Origin of the sequence: Marivirga atlantica (assembly GCF_016734805.1) — a bacterium.
Lineage (GTDB): Bacteria > Bacteroidota > Bacteroidia > Cytophagales > Cyclobacteriaceae > Marivirga > Marivirga atlantica.
Genome location: NZ_JAERQG010000001.1, coordinates 1,423,542 through 1,442,572 on the forward strand (window position 1 = coordinate 1,423,542; position 19,031 = coordinate 1,442,572).

Genomic DNA, 19,031 nt, shown 5'->3' on the forward strand with positions numbered 1-19,031 from the left:
ATAAGGTTGTTCTCTTTACGTGAATTAAGTAGAATTAGTTCAAACTTTATAAGTTTGCAGCAGTATAACAATATTGTAAGTAAGCAATTGATCAATGTATCTTTATCTAAAATCACTTCATATAATTTTTATAGTTACCTGGTTCGCAGGCTTATTTTATATGGTACGTTTATTTATTTACCATACCGAAGCCTTGGCGAAGCAAGAACCAGAAAAAGGTATTTTAGATAAGCAATTAGCTAAAATGAGCAGGTTATTATGGAAAGTGATTACCTGGCCATCAGCCATTATTACATTAATTCTGGGAACTTCCTTAATTATATCCCAGCCTTCGTGGTTGAAGATGCCATTTATGCATGTAAAGCTGAGCTTTGTGTTTTTTCTTTACCTGTATCACTTTGCCTGCCACTATATTTACAAACAACTTCAAAAAGGGGAAGCAAAATACACCTCTTTTCAGTTACGTATATGGAATGAGGTAGCAACTTTATTTTTAGTGGCTATCGTTTTTCTTATTGTATTAAAAAATCAATTTAACTGGATTTGGGGAACATTAGGCTTTTTGGCCTTTGGCTTTTTAATCATGATAATAGTTAGAGTTTATAAATCATTCAGGGAGAAATCTACAAAGAAGTAATTTTATGAGTTTAAGAAATAGAATATTAGGTGCAGTTAGCTTGTTTGCAATAATCGTCTTGTCTGCCTGTGAGAATCAAAAAAAATCTGAAGCTGAAAATGCATTTCCTATTCTTGGTCGTAAAGAGTATGTTGAAAGAGTAGTTGATGGAGAGGTGGTAACCGATACGGTTGAACATACTGTTCCGGACTTTAAATTGATGAATCAGGACAGTGTATGGGTAACGCCTCAATCTTTTGAGGGAAAGGTTTATGTTGCGGATTTCTTCTTTACAAGTTGCCCAACTATCTGCCCTACCATGAAAAAGGAGATGCTAAGGGTATATGAGGCATATAAAAATAATGATGAGGTAGGTATTATCTCACATACCATAGATCCGGAATATGATACTGTGCCACTCTTGAATGACTTTGCAGAACGCTTAGGAGTTGAAGCACCAAAATGGCACTTTGTAACTGGCGATAAAGAAGAGATTTATGAGTTAGGACAGCAGGGTTATATGGTCACAGCTATGGAGGATGAGAATGAAGCTGGAGGATACATTCATAGTGGAGCCTTCTTGCTAGTTGACAAGGAAGGACATATTAGAGGAGTATATGATGGTACCAAGAGTGAGGAGGTAGATAAGTTGATTAAGGATATTGATTTACTATTGAAAACTTATAATCAACCAAATGAATAGAATCTTTACCATCCTTTGTGCTGCACTACTACTCTCGGCATGTGGTAGTTATGAATCCTTTCAGAATGAAGCTACCAAGGAGTATTCCTCTGAGCAGATGAAAAAATTTGCTAAATACATGATACAAGGTAAAACACTTTATACTTCGTATTGTAGTAATTGCCACCAGGCTGATGGTGCTGGTTTGGGTAAAGTTTATCCTCCTTTGGCTAAAGCAGATTATATGCTGACTGACATGTCAAGATCGCTTTGTATCATTAAAAATGGCATGCAAGGTGAAATAAAGGTGAACGGAGTTTTGTATAGCCAGAAAATGCCTGATAATAATTCTTTAACAGATTTGGAAGTAGCCGAGATAGCAACTTACATTAATAATTCCTGGGGTAATGCCAAAGGTTTAGTATCTGTGAAAACAGTTCAAAAATCGCTTGCAAACTGTAAAGATTAATCTTGTTGCTTTTCGAGAAATATTTTGGCCTCTGATATGGCGCTAAGCATTTTTTGTTTCACTAATTTAATAGCAGCCTCTTCCTTCATAAGATAAGTTAACTTCTCTTCCTCGCTCATGCCTTCCATTAGGCTGTCATAGTTGCGCATCCAGTTCATCATGCTCTTATCGGCTTTCTCCAGGTTGTCAATTAGGTTGTTTACTAATATCAACTCATCACTTGGTAAAACCTCCGCGGTATCGGCTTTAATAAGTTTTAGTTGTGCTTTCAATTTCATGATGTCATCCATTTTAGGCATTACTTCATCATGGACTTCTATAACATCCGCCTGCAATTCTTCAACACTTTTTTTATCTGTTTCACAAGAGAAAAATAATATAGCAACTAATACACAAATAGAAAAACGAGTAAATAAATGCATAACAATTCGATTTAAAATAACTTGACAAGCCCTGGATTTTCTAAAGCCGTTTCAAGTTAACGAATTATTCAGATTTGGTGAAGGGCATCTTTTGATTCCTATATAAATAACTTAATAAAGAAAATCCTCTAATCGAATAAATAGCATGGAAACAGGCTACAGTCATAAAATATAGACTTAAAGGACCTTTAGTTAAAAAGGAAACAAGTAACGGAATTATTGAGAATAGTAAGAAGGGAATAGAATTGGCAATTCGTAAATGATCAGTGTTGGCTTTAGAGATGTCTTTATATTCAATCCTTAAAACAAGCTGTCGCCAGCTCCAAATATAGGCAACAGTAGCACTACCGAAACGTTTCATTAATTCAGCTCTGGATATTTCATGAATTACATGAAACGGAATTAAAACTGTAAGTAGTCCACCATTTACAGCTATGATCCACATGCGCGAATCAATATCAGCATAAGATTTGAAGGCGTAGTTGATAATAAAGGAAACAGCTATACTTACTATGTAGGCAAGATAGAAGACTGTTGCCCTATTAAGCTTAAAAATATTAGAAGCTATAAAGATTCCCTGTTTTTCATCATCATAGAAAAAACTAGGGTCTATCTTATTATCAGTTTTTAATTGTGGCTTGCGTGCTGTAATAGACATTATCAAAGATACGTGCTTATACAACCTTAAACTTTACCAACTTGTTAAACTTATATTAAGTTTGTATTTGAAAAGGCATAAAAAAGCCCTGATCTGATTGATCAAGGCTTAAATTATTTATGCGTTTGCTTATTTCTTTTCTGCTTTTTCTTCTACCTCTTCTTCACCATTAATTCTGGCTCTAATTTTAGCTTCTATTTCTTCCATAAGCTCAGGGTTATCGAGTAGTAGATTTTTGACAGAATCTCTACCTTGTCCTAATTTATTATCCATATAAGAGAACCACGAACCAGCCTTCTTAACAATATCAAGCTCCACACCTAAATCAATTATTTCACCTACTTTTGATATGCCTAGTCCATACATAATGTCAAACTCAACTACTTTGAAAGGAGGAGCTACTTTGTTTTTCACAACCTTCACTTTAACTCTATTACCAGTGATATTATCAGGACCTTCCTTAATGCTTCCTATTCTACGGATATCAAGCCTTACAGAAGCGTAAAATTTAAGCGCATTACCACCTGTTGTTGTTTCAGGATTACCGAACATTACACCAATTTTCTCCCTAAGCTGGTTAATGAAAATACATGAACATCCTGTTTTGCTAATTGCACCAGTAAGTTTACGCAAGGCCTGAGACATTAATCGAGCTTGAAGTCCCATTTTACTATCACCCATTTCCCCTTCTAACTCACCTCGAGGTACAAGCGCTGCAACTGAATCGATCACCACGATATCCAATGCTCCAGATCTAATCAAGTGTTCTGCGATTTCTAGTGCCTGCTCACCACTATCTGGCTGAGAAATCAATAGGTCTTCAGTGTTAATACCTAACTTCTCAGCATAACTCTTGTCAAAGGCATGCTCAGCATCCACTATGGCAGCTAAACCTCCAGCTTTTTGAGCTTCGGCTATGCAATGCATGGCTAAGGTAGTTTTACCTGATGATTCAGGTCCGTATACTTCAATAATTCTACCTTTAGGGATACCTCCAATGCCCAGGGCTATGTCTAACCCTAAAGAACCCGTATGGATAGAAGGAACATCAACTACTTTTTCATCACTTAATTTCATTACGGTTCCTTTACCGTAAGTTTTTTCAAGTTTATCTATGGTAAGCTTTAATGCCTTTAATTTCTCGTTTTTTTCGCTCATCTTATTTTATGTAAATGCTGATTGTGTAACTTGCCGAATCGAATTTAGTAGGAATTGCTTCAATTGCCAAATGGAGCATATTGCTTTTTATCAAAGGATTAAATGCCCAAATACAGTAAAATCTACACCATATTTTTTCTTTTTTTAAGCTTAAATGCCTTACATGCACAGCTTGATAATAGCGGGCTTGAACAAAAGCTTGAATTAGATTCATCTTACAAAACACCCTATACTTTTAGTTTAAGAGCTCTGGGTTTTAATAAAAATAACGAATACTATAACAAGATTAACCAAGGTTACACGCTTTTTGGTTACAAGATTATTCCTTCATTAGGATGGCAACTTAATGCCCAATTAAAAATTAATGGAGGAGTAATGCTGCAACAAGATTTTGGCAACCCTGACCTTACTTATTACGAGCCATATTTTAACATTTTATATGGATGGGACAGCAATCAATTGATTTTTGGTAATATCAACGGTAGTGTTCATCATAGAATGATTGAACCTTTAGAGGATTTCGAACGCTTGCTTTATGATAGACCAGAAAAGGGTTTACAGTTTTTAAGAGAAACTGATAAAATGTTTCTTGATGGATGGGTTAATTGGGAACAAATGATTTATCCAGCCTCTGATTTTAAAGAACATATTTCTGGAGGATTGGTAAATCACTACAAGCTCATAAATAATGAAAAGCAAAAGCTTAATTTAATATATCAGTTCCGCGGTTATCACAGAGGAGGTCAAATTGATACCTTACAAAATGTTCCATTAATAATTGTATTTAACAATAGCATTGGAGCCAGTTATGAAAAAGGCTTTTCCGGAAAACATCTGAACAGTTTTAAGCTTGAAGGACACGTGGTGCACTTTGTGGATACCTCTCCTGAACCAGAGCTACCTTATTTAGAGGGTTATGGCGCATATTTAAATGCAAGTATTTCAGGTGAAATAGGAACTTTTATGCTTTCTTACTGGCGGGGAGATCATTTCTATTCTTACAAAGGAGGGCGCATTTACCAATCTTATACTACCAATTTTGGATCACGCTATTTTGAAGATGTAAGGGAATTACTGATTCTAAGAGTTATGAATGAGTTTTCTTTGGGAGAATCAACTAATTTGTTGTTGAGGTTTGAGCCTTTCTGGGATTTCGGAAATAATAAATTTGAATTCTCACATGCCATCTATTTCAATATTTTTAAAACTATTCCTATTGGAAAGGGCTAATGAAACTAGCTAGAGGTAGAAAAATACTTATTCTTGTTTTGTTGTTAATTACAGCGGTATGCAGTCTTTTTTATAAAGAGCTATCATATGGCTTTATGCAAGCTAAGGGTCAATTCAAAATTATTAAGGAGGCTCAGCCAGTTGGTTATTTTTTGAATAGCCCTGATTTCCCTGATAGTTTAAAGAGTAAACTTAAACTACTTGACGAAATAAAGCGCTACGCAGTTGATAGCCTTAGCTTACCTGCAGAAGATCAATACGAAAAAGTATTTGACCAAAAAGGAAAAGATGTTTTATGGGTTGTGACTGCGGCTGAACCTTATGAGCTTAAGAGTTATACCTGGCAATTTCCCATATTGGGTGAAGTCAGTTATAAAGGCTTTTTTATTTACAAAGAGGCTGAGAAAGAAGCTAAAAGACTATCTAATAAAGGCTTTGATGTTAGGATTCGTCCTGTCGGGGCATGGTCTACATTAGGCTGGTTTAATGATCCTTTAATGAGTAAACTACTTGAACGCAGCGAAGCTAAACTAGCTGAAGTGATATTTCATGAGTTGATTCATGATGTGGTTTACATTAAAGATAGTACAGATTTCAACGAAAACTTAGCCTCTTTCCTGGGTAGAAAGATGACCTTAAAATACCTGAGAGATTCTAATTATTTTTCTGAGGAAATCAACCAGTATCAGTCTAATATTCAGGATGCCTTAAGACTTAATAGCTTTATCAACAATCAATTGAGCTTTTTTAATGAGTTATATATTGGATTAGAAGGTTTAGATGACAGCCAAAAAGCAAAGGCTAAAGCTAAGGCGTTTATAAATTTCAGGAATCAATTGAGCATGTTGCAATTTAACAACCCGGTCTATGCCGATTATCTCATTCAAAATGATTCACTTAATAATGCGCATTTACTTGCCTTTGAAAGATATGGTAGTATTCAGCAAAAACTAGAAGAACAGTATCTTTCTGATTTTGATGAAGATGTGCTTAAGATGCTGGCTTACTATGCTACAAATTTCAACTCTATTTGAAGGTTTTTCACCGAGTGCTAGGTATTAAGAAATTGTTAATAACCATTTATCTGCTTAATTTATTGATATTTTTATCGAGTTTTAAGTGAAAATAAAGTAACAATAAACACTATGGCTAACAAGCAAAACCAAAAAGTATTGGTTGTAGATGATGAGTCTGACATTCTTGAAATTCTTGAATATAACCTTGAAAAGGAGGGATATGAGGTTAAAACTGCTTCTGATGGAGTAAAGGCAGTTGAAATTGCAAAGAAATTTCAGCCGCAACTTGTGCTTCTTGATATTATGATGCCTAATCAGGATGGAGTAGAAACTTGTAGACAATTGAGAGAAGCTCCAGAAACTACTGGTGCCTTTATCATATTTCTAACTGCCCGCTCCGAAGAGTACTCTGAAGTAGCTGCTTTTGAAAATGGTGCTGATGATTACATTACGAAGCCTATAAAGCCAAGAGCATTGATGAGCAGAATTAATGCTTATTTTAGAAGAGATACTAAAAAGAAAAAGGAAAACAGTAAAATTACAATTGGTGACTTATCAATTGATAGAACAAGTTACACAGTTAGTGTTGGCGATAAACAAGTTACATTGCCTAAAAAGGAATTCGAATTATTGTATTTCTTAGCCCAGAACCCGAATAAAGTCTTTAATAGGGATGAGCTGCTTCAAAACATCTGGGGAGCCGATGTTTATGTGTTGGCTAGAACGGTGGATGTGCACGTGCGAAAAGTGAGGGAGAAAGTTGGTGAGGGATTTATCACTACTATAAAAGGAGTAGGGTATAAGTTTGATTTAGATTCCTAATTTATGTTTTACAATTCGCGGGCGGTAGCGGTTTTACTAGCATTTTCCATTGCGGTTGTAACTACGGCATTTCTAAGCTTAATTGATGGTATTAGTATACAGGCCTTACTGCTTACTTTTGCAGTAGCGGCATCAAGTGCCTATTTGCTTATTTCAATCATTCTCGAATTCGTTTTTTTTCGGGAAATCAATAAAATTTACGAAGTATTCAATAAACTGGGTAATAAGGATTATTCTTTTATTGATGAGTTTGAGGAGAAAAGTACGCTTAATCCATTAAAAAGAATTAATCAGGAGATTTATAGCTACGCAGCCAATAAACAACAGGAAATAGAAGAGCTTAAGAGAATGGCAGCTTACAGAAGAGAGTTTCTGGCAGATGTTTCTCACGAGCTTAAAACTCCAATATTTGCTGCACAAGGCTTTATTTATACACTCCTCGATGGTGCCGTAAAGGATAAATCAGTAAGGAATAAATTTCTTAAAAAGGCCGGCAAAAGTCTTGATGGTCTGGAAATGTTAGTAAATGATTTACTTACGCTTTCTCATATAGAGGCCGGAGAGATAAAAATGCATTTTGAAAGCTTTGATATTCTGGCCCTTGTTCATGATGTGATTGATCAGCTTGAGGGAAAAGCTGAGAAAAAACATATGCAGCTAAAATTGGATAAGGCTTATGAGCCAATTGAGGTTTATGCTGATTATAATAGAATTTATCAGGTGATTATTAACCTCGTTACCAATGCTTTAAAGTATTCAAGTGAAGATACAGAAGTAGTAATCGGGTTTGAGATACATAAGGCTGATGTAGAAGTTTCTGTGAAAGATAATGGATCAGGTATTTCTCCTGAGCATATAAAACGTATCTTTGATCGTTTTTACAGGATTGACAAGAGTAGGTCAAAAGATAGAGGAGGCACCGGTCTTGGTCTGGCCATCGTAAAGCATATAGTGGAAGCACATGGCTCATCGGTAATAGTAACCAGTGCTGTGGGTAAAGGCTCAACCTTTAGCTTTAAACTTCCAAGAATGAATCCTATAAAACATAAAGTTGTTGAATCTGACGAAGCTGAATAGTAGTAAATGTATTTCGATTCTTTAAAACCTCTTATTCTTAAAGAAACAGAGGATTACATATTTATTAATAAACCACCTTTTATTTCCACATTAGCAGATAGGAATGATCTTATCACTATTCTTTCCTTGGTTAAGGACTATCTGCCGGATGCTCAGATCTGTCATAGATTAGATAAAGAAACTTCTGGAGTGCTGTTGATAGCTAAGAATGCTGAGGCTTACAGAAATGCATCTATTCAGTTTGAGAAGCGAATTACTATAAAAAAATACCATGCCATAGCTGATGGTATCCATGATTTTAAAAATGAAATAGTTGATTTACCTCTACATATTACTTCTTCAGGTTATGTGAAAATTTCTCACAAAAAAGGTAAAGAAGCTAAGACGAGTTTTAACACTTTAGAGGCATATAAAAGACATACTTTGGTGGAGTGTACTCCAGAGACAGGTAGGATGCATCAAATAAGAGTTCATTTGGCTTCATTAAATGCCTCCATTACCGGTGATGATGCTTATGGAGGTAAACCGCTTTTATTATCTAACCTAAAAAGCAAATACCATTTAGCCAAAGGAAAAGAAGAACTCCCCATCATTAAGCGATTTGCATTGCATGCACGTTTTTTATCTATTTTGGATTTAAATGAAGCGCCTTTGAGCTGTGAAGCTCCCTATCCAAAAGATTTTGAAGTGGCCATTAAGCAGTTAACTAAAAACAGAAATTGAAAAGTAGTCTTAGAATTGCTATTAATTTTTCAGTTCCTTATTGCATTTTCATAATTAAGCAGCTATCTTTGTGTCCCTTTTAGCAGGAAGTGTGTCCATTTGGGTATGGAGCCATTAGCTAAAAGGCTTATTTACATTTAGTTAGGAATAATCAAAAAGAGAAAATAGTGGATACGCTTAGTTACAAAACCATCTCGGCAAATAAAGCTACAGTAGACAAGAATTGGGTTGTTGTAGATGCAACAGGTCAAGTTTTAGGTAGATTTGCAAGTGAGGTAGCAAAAATCATCCGTGGGAAGAACAAGCCTAATTATACTCCAAATGTTGATTGTGGTGATAACGTTATTGTTATTAACGCTGATAAAATCCAGATGACTGGAGACAAGTGGGACGACAGAGTATATTTAAGATATACTGGTTACCCAGGAGGACAGCGTGCTACTACACCTCGTGAGTTAAAGGCAAAATCATCTACATTGTTAGTTGAAAGAGCTATCAGAGGTATGTTGCCTAAAAACAGATTAGGTAGAGACCTTTTCAGAAATCTTTATGTATACGAAGGTGCTGAACATGGTCATGAAGCACAAAAACCTACAGTAAAAGAAATCGCAAAATAATTATAGATGGAAGTTATAAATACTATTGGTAGAAGAAAGACATCTGTTGCTCGTTTGTACTTACAAGCAGGTAAAGGTGAAATCACTGTTAATGCCAAAGAATTAAAAGAATATTTCCCTACTGAAGTTTTACAAACTATTGTAAGACAGCCTTTAGCTACTTCAGGAACTGAAGGAAATTATGATCTTAAAATTAACGTTGATGGTGGTGGTGTTGCAGGACAAGCGGAAGCTATCCGTTTAGCTATTTCCAGAGCTTTATGCGAAATAGATCCAGAGCACAGACCAGCATTGAAGAAAGAAGGATTTCTTACAAGAGACCCGAGAATGGTTGAGCGTAAGAAATACGGTAGAAGAAAAGCGAGAAGAAAATTCCAGTTCTCGAAACGTTAATAAAATTTTTGAATTGGTTGGAGCGCTACTCCAACCAACTTCTTTTTCAATAAATTTCAATTTAAAAATAAACACTTATGGCTAAGCTTGAGTACAAAGATTTACTTGAAGCTGGTGTCCATTTCGGACACTTAACAAGAAAGTGGGATCCAAAGATGGCTCCTTACATTTTCATGGAGCGTAATGGCATCCATATCATTGACTTGAACAAAACATTGGCAGCTCTTGATGAGGCTTGTCACGCTATCAAGCAACATGTACGTTCAGGTAAAAAAGTGCTTTTTGTAGCAACTAAAAAGCAAGCACAAGATATCGTGCAGGATGAAGCAAAAAGGTTGAACATGCCTTTCGTAACCGACAGATGGTTAGGTGGTATGATGACAAACTTTGCTACTATCCGTAAGTCTCTTAAGAAGATGTCTAACATCGATAAAATGATGAAAGACGAAGCTTACTTAAACCTTGCAAAAAGGGAGAGATTGATGATTCAGCGTGAGCGTGAAAAATTAGAAAGAGTACTTGGTGGTATCTCTGATCTAAACAGACTTCCATCTGCGCTTTTCGTAGTTGATATCAAAAGAGAGCACATTGCTATTAAAGAAGCACAAAAATTGAATATTCCTGTATTCGCTATTGTTGATACTAACTCTGATCCTACTCAGGTTGACTATCCAATTCCAGCGAATGATGATGCTTGGAAATCAATTAGCTTAATTCTTAAAACTTTCGGTAAGGCTATTGAAGAAGGCTTACAAGAAAGAAAGCAAGAGAAGGACGAAGCTAAAATGAAAGAAGCTGAAGAGGAAAAGAAAGCAGTAGATACTAAAGCAGAAGAAGCTCCTTCAAAGGAAGAAGCTAAAGATGCTAAATAATACTTTGATTATTTGATGTAATGCAAAAATTGAACATTGGACTAGATTCGGTGTTCAATTTTTTTTATCCACATCACTATAATTTTAAACTCTAATTAAAACCATTTAAATTTTATAAGCATGGCTATTACAGCACAAGAAGTAAATAAGCTTAGACAAATGACAGGTGCCGGCATGATGGATTGCAAGAAGGCCCTAACTGAAGCTGATGGTGATTTCGATAAAGCAATTGAAATCCTTAGAAAAAAAGGACAAAAATTATCTGAGAAGAGAGCTGACAGAGCTACTTCTGAAGGTAATGTTTTTATCAAAACTAATGCTGACGAATCTGAAGCTTACTTGATCTCTCTTACTTGTGAGACTGACTTCGTTGCAAAAAATGACGACTTCCAAAAATTAGGTCAGGAAATTATTGAGCTTGTTGCAGACAAGAAACCTGCTGATCTTGAAGAATTAAAAGCTTTACCTTTAGGTGATACTACAGTTCAGGAGAAAGTAGTTGAGAACATAGGTAAAATCGGAGAGAAACTTGAAATCAGCCATTACGAAACGCTTTCAGGTGAAAAGGTTGTTTCATATGTACACGCAGGTAGTAAATTAGGTGTTTTAGTAGCACTTAAGAATACAGGTGATGCTGACGTAAGTGAAGCTGGAAGAGATGTAGCAATGCAAATTGCAGCTATGAATCCTGTAGCTGTTGATAAAGAAGGTGTTGATGCTTCTACTATTGAGAAGGAAATCGAGATAGGTAAAGAAACAGCCCGTCAGGAAGGTAAGCCAGAAGAAATGCTTGAGAAAATTGCTCAAGGTAAATTGAACAAGTTCTTCAAAGAGAATACCTTATTACCACAGGCATTTGTGAAAGATAATAAGCAATCAATCGCTCAATATCTTGATAGCGTAAATAAGGGAATGACTGTTTCTGCTTTCAAAAGAGTAGCAATCGGTTAATTCAGGAAATTTCTTTAATAAATTTTAAGCCCTCCATTGAGGGCTTTTTTATTATACTAATATGTTACAAACTATTCATAAAATTGCTTTTATAGCGGTGATATCTGCTATGTCATTAATAACCGTTATAAATCATTCATATGCGCAGGAATTCTCCTTATATGGAGATATTGGTTATAATTATGGCTTTAAGAATACCAATATGGACTATGCCGGAAATGATGTAATGTATGGTTATGGTAGCGGATTAGGTATTTCTTTTGGTGTTCAGCTTGATAGCGAACTTCCTATTTTCCTTTACGCAGGGGCTGGAATCAATTTCGCACTGGCTCTACAGTATGAAAATATAAATGGTGTCTCAAATAAAAGTTCCTTCAACTTTAATTATAAGTCTTTATCACTAGGCATTGGTCATGTGTTCAGGTTCGAAGATCAAGGTGCACTCTACGGTATTAGAGCGCATGGTGGCTTAGATTATAATTTACCTGCGGAGGCATCACAGACAGAAAATAATAATTACAACGGAGATGTGGCATATGGTAATTCAATTGGTTATCAATTTGGCGCAAAACTAAGCCTTGTATACAAAGAGGTGTTTTTTATTGAACCGGGCTTTACCTTTAGAAATGCCAATTTTCAGTATTCATCATACGACTGGAACGAAGGTAATGGTCGGCCGAATAACTTTATGTTAAGTCCTAATGCAAATCATTTGGCCATAAGTCTTACAGTGAGAAAGATGTTAGGCAACTAATTCAAAAACCTATCGTTCGATAGCGATAGGTTTTAAACAAACCTGATAGATTACTTACATGACTGAATATTTAAGCGTTTTAGCTTGTTGATATAAATATGCTCTTCTACTTTTGTATCATAAATGAATAAGGTATTACATAAATACTTCTTAATATTTGCGCTACTGCTGTACGCAGGTAGTCATGTTAATGCTGCAGGTCAGCAGTCAGATACCCTTATATCTTATTTAGCAACTAAGGTAGATGCTGTTTATGATGCTAGTAATCATCAATCTGCAGTCATATCCTCTCAGGCTAGCCAAGGTCACATTCACGATGATAGAAACGGCTGGATTGATGACAACCTTATTGAAGAGGAAGAAGAAAATGAACGATCTTCTTCAGAATATGATGTGAAATGCATTGAGCATTCGCTAGAATCACCTTATTCATCAGTTTATCATAATTCTAACTTTAGCTTACCCAAAAGCTTACAATACGATAATTTATCTCATCATCTTATCTCCAATAAGAGATATAAACTGCATGCAGTTTTTAGAATATAATACCACTCATAGGGCTGTGATCTTACAGTTCCAGATTTTCAATTCCTTTTAGAAATTACTTAAAAAAATAACTAGCAGCTTATGCTTTACAAAGCTGCTGTTTAACACTTTTATCAATCTTATTTAAACAACAAAATACCTGTTACAGGTAATAACTCGCATTACAGCTTTAATGGAAGCACGTTCTATTGCGATGGTTTAATCCTGTGTTCAGTATAAATAAATATCAACATGAAAAAAATATTGATTTTCATTGGTGTGTCATTCGCTTTATGGACAAGCAGTTGTCAGCACAAGGAAGCACATCATGAAGCCGAACATAAGTTTCCAGTTACATCTCCAGTTAGAAAAGACACTTCATTAGTAAAAGAGTATGTCTGTCAAATTCATTCCATAAGGCACATTGAGTTAATGGCGCAGGAAAGAGGATATCTCGAAAATATTTATGTTGACGAAGGCCAACATGTAAAAAAGGGGCAACTCTTATTTAAAGTAATGCCTCGTTTATATCAGGCTGAATTAGAAAGAGCAGAGGCAGAGGTGAATTTTGCTCAAATTGAATATGATAATACTAAAAACCTGGCTGAAAATAATGTAGTTGCTCCGAATGAGCTAGCCATGGCCAAAGCAAAATTAGCTAAAGCCAAGGCTGAGCTGAGTCTTGCCAGAGTACACCTTGATTTTACTGATATTCGTGCACCTTTTGACGGAATTATTGATCGCTTCCATGTACGGGAAGGAAGTTTGGTTGAAGAAGGTGAATTGCTTACTCACCTATCCGACAATAGCCAAATGTGGGTGTATTATAATGTACCCGAGGCAGAATATTTGGATTATATGACGGAGCTGAAAAGTGATAGTGCAGTGACAGTGCAACTGCTTATGGCTAATAACAAGCTTTTCAAATATGACGGGAAAGTAGAAACTATCGAGGCTGATTTTAATCATGAAACAGGTAACATTCCGTTTAGGGCTACTTTTCCAAATCCTGATGCATTATTGAGACATGGTGAGACAGGTAATATTGAAATGCGGGTTGCATTAAATGATGCCTTATTAATACCTCAAAAGGCAACCTTTGAGGTGTTAGAGAAAAAGTATGTCTTTGTAATTGATGAAGAGCATAGGGTACAGGCACGAGAAATTGAAATTGCAAGTGAGTTACCTCACATCTATGCTATTAGCGATGGTTTAAAAGAAGATGATAAGATTCTTCTTGATGGTTTAAGATTAGTTCGAGCTAATGATCAAATAGAGTTTGACTTTGTAGAACCATCAACTGCATTGGCGGGTCTGGAGCTTTACGCTGAATAATTCATCATTAAAAATATTCACATATGTTTAGTAAAATAATCCACAGACCAGTATTGGCAATAGTGATTTCTATCACTATTGTATTTGTTGGTTTGCTAGCTATACGTCAACTGCCTATCTCGCAGTTTCCGCAAATTGCCCCAACCACAGTAAATATATTTATAGCTTACCCAGGCTCAAGTGCTGAAGTACTTGTAAACTCTACTTTAGTAACACTTGAAAATTCAATTAATGGTGTACAGGGTATGCGCTACATGGCTACCGATGCTACCAGTGCCGGTGAAGCTACACTAAGAGTGATATTTGAACCTGGTACAGATCCTAACCAAGCCGTAATTCGAGTCAAGACGCGAGTCGATCAGGTAATGCCACTATTACCTGAGTTGGTACAAAGGGAAGGTGTAATCATCACACCTATTCAGCCAAGTATGTTGATGTATGTCAACCTATATGGTAATGATGAAAGGATGGACGAAAAATTCCTATACAACTATGCTAACGTTCATATGATACCTGAAATACAGCGTATCAATGGTGTAGCAAGGGCACAAATACTAGGTAGCCGTAAATATGCTATGCGTGTATGGCTGAACCCCGACCGAATGAGAGCTTATGATATTTCTATTGATGAAGTAATGGAAGCTATGGGAGAGCAGAGTATTATTGGTCGTCCGGGTAGGTTGGGCCGTAGCTCAGGTATAGCGGCACAATCTTTAGAATATGTTCTTACTTATCAAGGAAGGTTCAATAAGCCAGAACAGTATGAAAATATAATTGTAAGGGCTAATGCAGAAGGAGAGAGCATTCACCTGAAAGATATTGCCAAGATAGAGCTTGGTAGTGAGTTCTTTGATATTTACTCCAACTTAGATGGTCACCCTTCTGCAGCAATAGTACTCAAGCAGAATTATGGTACCAATGCCACAGAAGTAATTGAGAATGTAAAGTCTACGCTTGAGGAAATGAAGCAGAATTTCCCTCCGGGAGTAGATTACAAAATCAGTTATGATGTATCTAAATTCCTGGATGCCTCAATTGAGCAGGTAATTCACACATTAAGAGATGCGTTTATTTTGGTTGCTATAGTGGTATTTATATTCCTGGGTGACTGGCGTTCAACATTAATACCAATTCTGGCAGTACCAGTTTCTTTAATAGGTGCCTTTTTCGTGATTCAGTTCTTTGGGCTATCCATTAACTTGGTGACACTTTTTGCCCTGGTGCTAGCCATTGGTATTGTGGTCGATGATGCCATTGTGGTGGTTGAAGCCGTCCACGCCAAGATGGAAGAGGAAAACCTAACGCCATACAAAGCAGTGCGAAAGGTAATGTCTGAAATTAGCGGAGCTATTATTGCCATAACAATGGTGATGGTATCAGTATTTTTACCGATATCATTTATGTCTGGTCCGGTGGGTACCTTCTACCGCCAGTTCTCTATAACTATGGCAAGTTCAATAGTTATTTCAGCGCTTATTGCCTTAACGCTTACTCCTGTTTTATGTGCCATGTTATTGAAAAATACGCATGGTAAACCTCGTAAGAAACACTTGTTAAACAGAGGAATTGATAGTTTCAATAGAGGTTTTGAAAAGCTCACAGGTCGATATACAAGCTTGTTGAAGTTGATAGTAAATAGAAGAATGTTAACGTTCGGTGTATTAATTGCCTTCTGCGTTGGTATCTTCTTTGAAAATCAAATACTGCCTTCAGGCTTCATTCCTAGTGAAGATCAAGGAACTATATATGCCATTATTCAGACACCTCCGGGTGCAACACTTGAGCGTACCAATCAGGTCTCGCAGAAGTTGCAAAAGGTAGCTGAAGAAGTTGACGGTATAGAGTCAGTATCATCATTGGCAGGTTACGAAATCATGACAGAGGGTAGGGGATCGAATGCCGGTACTTGTTTGATTAACCTTAAAAGCTGGTCAGAAAGAGAGCATACTGTAACTGAGATTATGGAAGAGCTTGAAGAAAAATCTAAAGGTCTTGGAGCCGTTATTGAGTTTTTTGAGCCTCCGGCAATTCCAGGTTTTGGTTCTTCAGGAGGTTTCTCTATGCGTTTGCTTGATAAAACAACAAGCACAGATTATCAGGAATTTGATAAAATCAACAACCAGTTTATGGATAATCTGCGTGAGCGACCTGAGATTACTGGTTTGTTTACTTTCTTCGCAGCCAACTATCCTCAGTATGAATTAACTATTGATAATGAGTTAGCCATGCAGAAGGGGGTTTCCATTGGTAAGGCTATGGAGAACCTGAATATTTTAATTGGTAGTACTTATGAGCAAGGCTTCATTAGGTTCGGAAGATTCTTCAAAGTATATGTTCAGGCCGATCCTCAGTTTAGAAGAATGCCATCTGATATTCTGAAATTTTATGTGAAGAATGATCATGGTGAGATGGTACCTTATTCATCCTTTATGAAAATAGAGAAGAAGCAGGGACCAAATGAAATTACCAGGTTTAACATGTATAATTCAGCATCCATCAGAGGTTTACCGGCTAAAGGTTATACTTCTGCCGATGCTATTCAGGCGGTAAGAGAAGTAGCAGAGAAAACCTTACCTCGTGGTTATGATATTGCCTGGGAAGGACTTTCATACGATGAAGCGCAACGTGGAAATGAAGCACTTTACGTATTCATAATTGTATTGGTGTTTGTCTATTTCGTTTTGGCAGCACAATATGAGAGCTTTATTATTCCTTTAGCTGTTGTGCTATCACTTCCTGTAGGGGTATTTGGTTCGTTCATGTTACTTAAAGCTATGGGCTTAGCCAATGACATTTATGCTCAAATAGGTCTTATCATGCTGGTAGGTTTATTGGGTAAAAATGCTGTGCTAATTGTAGAGTTTGCTGTACAGAAGAGGAGTCAGGGCGCAACAATTCTGGAAGCGGCTATTGAAGGTGCTCGCGTTCGTTTCCGTCCTATTTTGATGACTTCTTTCGCCTTTATAGCTGGTTTAATTCCTTTAATTATTGCTACAGGAGCTGGTGCTATTGGTAATAGAACCATCGGTTCTTCAGCTTTAGGAGGTATGCTTTTCGGTACCGTATTCGGTGTAATCATTATACCAGGTTTGTACTACATATTTGGTAGAATGGCTGATGGTAGGTCCATGATTAAGGATGAGTATGATTCACCATTGAGTGAAGATTATAATCCTGTTTATGAGTCTGAAGATGATGACAAGGACGATGATCATGATGAAAAAGTACGCATTGATTAAACGAAAAGAAATGAATAGAAGCATAATAAAAATAACATTTGGAGTAATCTTCCTTTCATTGGTGTTTACAGCATGTAAAACACCTTCGTTAGTGGAGCGTTCAGCGCAGGTAAATCTCCCCGATACTTATAGTGCATCGGAAGATACTACCAATAATACTAAGGTTCACTGGAAGGACTATTTTCAGGATCAGTATTTGATAGGTCTGATAGATACAGCTTTAAGCAACAACCAGGAGTTGAATATTGTACTTCAGGAAATTGCTATTTCAGCTAATGAAGTTCAAGCTAAGCAAGGTGAGATACTTCCTTCAGTTGGTCTCAAAGCAGGTGGTGGACTAGAGAAAAACGCCCTTCATACACCTTTAGGTGCCAATGAAGAGTATTTCAATGAGCAGGAAGAGCGTAATCTGGACAGCCCAGTGCCCGACTTAATGGTTGGTGCTGTGGCTAACTGGGAAGTGGATATCTGGCGAAAGCTTAGAAATTCTAAGAAGTCTGCAGTGAAGAGATATATGTCTTCCATTGAGGGTAAGAATTTTCTTGTTACTAATCTGGTAGCTGAAATTGCCAATGCTTACTATGAGTTACTGGCGCTTGATAATCAGCTGGCAATAGTAAAAAGGAATATTGAGATACAAAGCAATGCGCTTGAAATTGTGAAGTTGCAAAAACAGGCAGCCAAGGTCACTGAATTGGCTGTTCGTAAGTTTGAGGCAGAAGTATTTCACACCAGAAGCTTACAATACGATATTCAGCAAAGAATCTATGAAACGGAAAATGAGCTGAATTACCTGGTAGGTAGGTATCCTCAACCAATTGAGCGAGATGCAGAAACCTTCAACAACTTAATGCCAGATACTATACAGGCAGGTGTTCCATCTCAATTGTTAGAGAACAGACCGGACGTTAGAGAAGCAGCATTAAATCTTGAAGCTGCTAAGTTGGATGTCAAAGTGGCTAAAGCAAGGTTTTATCCATCGTTGGATATATCGGCAGCCATAGGGCTTCAGGCCTTTAATCCATCATTTTTAGTAAAAACTCCTGAATCAATGTTGTACTCTTTGGCAGGGGAATTGGCAGCCCCTTTAATTAACAGAAAGGCTATTAAAGCTGAATATAAGAGTGCTAATTCAAGACAAATTCAGGCGGTTATTGATTATGAGCGTACGGTATTAAATGCCTACATAGAGGTGGCCAATCAATTGTCAAATATTGGTAACCTTCAGAGTAGTTATGATTTAAAGTCCAAAGAGGTGGATGCGTTAACAGAATCCATCACTATAGCTAATACTTTATTCAGATCAGCCAGGGCAGATTATATGGAAGTGCTACTGACTCAAAGAGATGCCCTGGAATCTAAATTTGAGTTAGTAGAAACAAAAATGCAACGCATGAATGCAAGGGTGAATGTTTACAGAGCTCTTGGTGGCGGTTGGCAAAATTAAATTAATCAGAAAGTGAAAGGCCAGC

General features: G+C 36.7%; 20 protein-coding genes. 17 read left to right on the forward strand and 3 right to left on the reverse strand.

Annotation, left to right across the window (positions count from 1 at the left end; genetic code table 11):
* The first annotated feature begins 94 nt into the window (after positions 1-94).
* From JKP34_RS06405 to JKP34_RS06415, 3 genes are read left to right on the forward strand one after another with little or no spacing between them, the layout of a single operon-like run.
* A complete protein-coding gene (locus tag JKP34_RS06405; RefSeq protein ID WP_201918862.1) occupies positions 95-637 on the forward strand; it encodes a CopD family protein in 543 nt (180 codons plus the stop codon).
* A gap of 4 nt (positions 638-641) precedes the next feature.
* Complete coding sequence (locus tag JKP34_RS06410; RefSeq protein ID WP_201918864.1) at positions 642-1,319, forward strand: SCO family protein; 678 nt, start codon at positions 642-644, stop codon at positions 1,317-1,319.
* Positions 1,312-1,767 (forward strand): c-type cytochrome, encoded by a 456-nt coding sequence (locus JKP34_RS06415; protein ID WP_201918867.1) that lies wholly within the window; start codon positions 1,312-1,314, stop codon positions 1,765-1,767. The genes JKP34_RS06410 and JKP34_RS06415 overlap by 8 nt, the downstream gene beginning before the upstream one ends.
* On the opposite strand, the gene JKP34_RS06420 is transcribed toward JKP34_RS06415, so the two are convergent.
* The 3 genes from JKP34_RS06420 to recA all read right to left on the reverse strand — a co-directional run bounded on the left by JKP34_RS06420 (position 1,764) and on the right by recA (position 4,005).
* On the reverse strand, positions 1,764-2,189 hold the full coding sequence (locus tag JKP34_RS06420; protein WP_201918869.1) for a hypothetical protein: 426 nt from the start codon (positions 2,187-2,189) through the stop codon (positions 1,764-1,766). The two genes, JKP34_RS06415 and JKP34_RS06420, sit on opposite strands and share 4 nt — an antisense overlap.
* 64 nt (positions 2,190-2,253) lie before the next feature.
* Positions 2,254-2,847, reverse strand: coding sequence for a metalloprotease family protein (locus JKP34_RS06425; protein ID WP_201918871.1), 594 nt, complete (start codon positions 2,845-2,847; stop codon positions 2,254-2,256).
* 129 nt (positions 2,848-2,976) lie between these two features.
* Positions 2,977-4,005: a recombinase RecA gene (gene recA, locus JKP34_RS06430; RefSeq protein ID WP_201918873.1), complete on the reverse strand. Its 1,029-nt coding sequence runs from the start codon at positions 4,003-4,005 to the stop codon at positions 2,977-2,979.
* 102 nt (positions 4,006-4,107) lie between these two features.
* Here recA and JKP34_RS06435 point away from each other — a divergent pair, with 102 nt between their 5' ends.
* The 14 genes from JKP34_RS06435 (at position 4,108) to JKP34_RS06500 (ending at position 19,006) form a co-directional block, all read left to right on the forward strand.
* Positions 4,108-5,235: a hypothetical protein gene (locus JKP34_RS06435; RefSeq protein ID WP_201918876.1), complete on the forward strand. Its 1,128-nt coding sequence runs from the start codon at positions 4,108-4,110 to the stop codon at positions 5,233-5,235.
* On the forward strand, positions 5,235-6,269 hold the full coding sequence (locus JKP34_RS06440; RefSeq protein ID WP_201918878.1) for an aminopeptidase: 1,035 nt from the start codon (positions 5,235-5,237) through the stop codon (positions 6,267-6,269). Before JKP34_RS06435 ends, JKP34_RS06440 begins: the two co-directional genes overlap by 1 nt.
* 111 nt (positions 6,270-6,380) lie before the next feature.
* Positions 6,381-7,073: a response regulator transcription factor gene (locus JKP34_RS06445; protein ID WP_201918880.1), complete on the forward strand. Its 693-nt coding sequence runs from the start codon at positions 6,381-6,383 to the stop codon at positions 7,071-7,073.
* Positions 7,074-7,076: 3 nt separating this feature from the next.
* Positions 7,077-8,150: a sensor histidine kinase gene (locus tag JKP34_RS06450; protein ID WP_201918882.1), complete on the forward strand. Its 1,074-nt coding sequence runs from the start codon at positions 7,077-7,079 to the stop codon at positions 8,148-8,150.
* A 6-nt stretch (positions 8,151-8,156) separates the two neighbouring features.
* The gene (locus JKP34_RS06455) at positions 8,157-8,873 is read left to right on the forward strand and encodes an RluA family pseudouridine synthase (RefSeq protein ID WP_201918884.1); all 717 of its coding nucleotides are present in this window, start codon (positions 8,157-8,159) and stop codon (positions 8,871-8,873) included.
* Between the two features lie 167 nt (positions 8,874-9,040).
* On the forward strand, positions 9,041-9,490 hold the full coding sequence (gene rplM / locus JKP34_RS06460; protein WP_201918886.1) for a 50S ribosomal protein L13: 450 nt from the start codon (positions 9,041-9,043) through the stop codon (positions 9,488-9,490).
* Positions 9,491-9,496: 6 nt separating this feature from the next.
* Positions 9,497-9,883 carry a 30S ribosomal protein S9 gene (gene rpsI, locus JKP34_RS06465; RefSeq protein ID WP_201918889.1) on the forward strand — a complete coding sequence of 129 codons (387 nt, stop codon included), beginning with the start codon at positions 9,497-9,499 and terminating at the stop codon, positions 9,881-9,883.
* A gap of 77 nt (positions 9,884-9,960) precedes the next feature.
* Positions 9,961-10,755 carry a 30S ribosomal protein S2 gene (gene rpsB, locus JKP34_RS06470; protein WP_201918891.1) on the forward strand — a complete coding sequence of 265 codons (795 nt, stop codon included), beginning with the start codon at positions 9,961-9,963 and terminating at the stop codon, positions 10,753-10,755.
* 120 nt (positions 10,756-10,875) lie between these two features.
* Positions 10,876-11,706, forward strand: coding sequence for a translation elongation factor Ts (gene tsf / locus JKP34_RS06475; protein ID WP_201918893.1), 831 nt, complete (start codon positions 10,876-10,878; stop codon positions 11,704-11,706).
* Positions 11,707-11,767: 61 nt separating this feature from the next.
* Positions 11,768-12,460, forward strand: a complete 693-nt coding sequence (locus JKP34_RS06480) for a hypothetical protein (RefSeq protein ID WP_201918895.1) — start codon at positions 11,768-11,770, stop codon at positions 12,458-12,460.
* A gap of 123 nt (positions 12,461-12,583) precedes the next feature.
* Positions 12,584-13,006: a hypothetical protein gene (locus tag JKP34_RS06485; RefSeq protein ID WP_201918897.1), complete on the forward strand. Its 423-nt coding sequence runs from the start codon at positions 12,584-12,586 to the stop codon at positions 13,004-13,006.
* Positions 13,007-13,237: 231 nt separating this feature from the next.
* Complete coding sequence (locus JKP34_RS06490; RefSeq protein WP_201918899.1) at positions 13,238-14,320, forward strand: efflux RND transporter periplasmic adaptor subunit; 1,083 nt, start codon at positions 13,238-13,240, stop codon at positions 14,318-14,320.
* A 23-nt stretch (positions 14,321-14,343) separates the two neighbouring features.
* Positions 14,344-17,559, forward strand: coding sequence for an efflux RND transporter permease subunit (locus tag JKP34_RS06495; protein ID WP_201918901.1), 3,216 nt, complete (start codon positions 14,344-14,346; stop codon positions 17,557-17,559).
* Between the two features lie 10 nt (positions 17,560-17,569).
* Positions 17,570-19,006: a TolC family protein gene (locus JKP34_RS06500; protein WP_201918903.1), complete on the forward strand. Its 1,437-nt coding sequence runs from the start codon at positions 17,570-17,572 to the stop codon at positions 19,004-19,006.
* The last annotated feature ends 25 nt before the right edge of the window (positions 19,007-19,031 follow it).

What these genes read in the sequence shown, in the direction of transcription:
- JKP34_RS06445 (WP_201918880.1), top strand. Translation starts at nt 6,381, where the DNA reads ATGGCTAACAAGCAAAACCAAAAAGTATTGGTTGTAGATGATGAGTCT.
- rpsI (WP_201918889.1), top strand. Translation starts at nt 9,497, where the DNA reads ATGGAAGTTATAAATACTATTGGTAGAAGAAAGACATCTGTTGCTCGT.
- JKP34_RS06440 (WP_201918878.1), top strand. Translation starts at nt 5,235, where the DNA reads ATGAAACTAGCTAGAGGTAGAAAAATACTTATTCTTGTTTTGTTGTTA.
- JKP34_RS06435 (WP_201918876.1), top strand. Translation starts at nt 4,108, where the DNA reads ATGCCCAAATACAGTAAAATCTACACCATATTTTTTCTTTTTTTAAGC.
- rpsB (WP_201918891.1), top strand. Translation starts at nt 9,961, where the DNA reads ATGGCTAAGCTTGAGTACAAAGATTTACTTGAAGCTGGTGTCCATTTC.
- tsf (WP_201918893.1), top strand. Translation starts at nt 10,876, where the DNA reads ATGGCTATTACAGCACAAGAAGTAAATAAGCTTAGACAAATGACAGGT.
- JKP34_RS06425 (WP_201918871.1), bottom strand. Translation starts at nt 2,847, where the DNA reads ATGTCTATTACAGCACGCAAGCCACAATTAAAAACTGATAATAAGATA.
- JKP34_RS06405 (WP_201918862.1), top strand. Translation starts at nt 95, where the DNA reads ATGTATCTTTATCTAAAATCACTTCATATAATTTTTATAGTTACCTGG.
- JKP34_RS06450 (WP_201918882.1), top strand. Translation starts at nt 7,077, where the DNA reads ATGTTTTACAATTCGCGGGCGGTAGCGGTTTTACTAGCATTTTCCATT.
- JKP34_RS06480 (WP_201918895.1), top strand. Translation starts at nt 11,768, where the DNA reads ATGTTACAAACTATTCATAAAATTGCTTTTATAGCGGTGATATCTGCT.
- JKP34_RS06485 (WP_201918897.1), top strand. Translation starts at nt 12,584, where the DNA reads ATGAATAAGGTATTACATAAATACTTCTTAATATTTGCGCTACTGCTG.
- JKP34_RS06490 (WP_201918899.1), top strand. Translation starts at nt 13,238, where the DNA reads ATGAAAAAAATATTGATTTTCATTGGTGTGTCATTCGCTTTATGGACA.
- JKP34_RS06410 (WP_201918864.1), top strand. Translation starts at nt 642, where the DNA reads ATGAGTTTAAGAAATAGAATATTAGGTGCAGTTAGCTTGTTTGCAATA.
- JKP34_RS06415 (WP_201918867.1), top strand. Translation starts at nt 1,312, where the DNA reads ATGAATAGAATCTTTACCATCCTTTGTGCTGCACTACTACTCTCGGCA.
- JKP34_RS06420 (WP_201918869.1), bottom strand. Translation starts at nt 2,189, where the DNA reads ATGCATTTATTTACTCGTTTTTCTATTTGTGTATTAGTTGCTATATTA.
- JKP34_RS06500 (WP_201918903.1), top strand. Translation starts at nt 17,570, where the DNA reads ATGAATAGAAGCATAATAAAAATAACATTTGGAGTAATCTTCCTTTCA.
- JKP34_RS06455 (WP_201918884.1), top strand. Translation starts at nt 8,157, where the DNA reads ATGTATTTCGATTCTTTAAAACCTCTTATTCTTAAAGAAACAGAGGAT.
- recA (WP_201918873.1), bottom strand. Translation starts at nt 4,005, where the DNA reads ATGAGCGAAAAAAACGAGAAATTAAAGGCATTAAAGCTTACCATAGAT.
- JKP34_RS06495 (WP_201918901.1), top strand. Translation starts at nt 14,344, where the DNA reads ATGTTTAGTAAAATAATCCACAGACCAGTATTGGCAATAGTGATTTCT.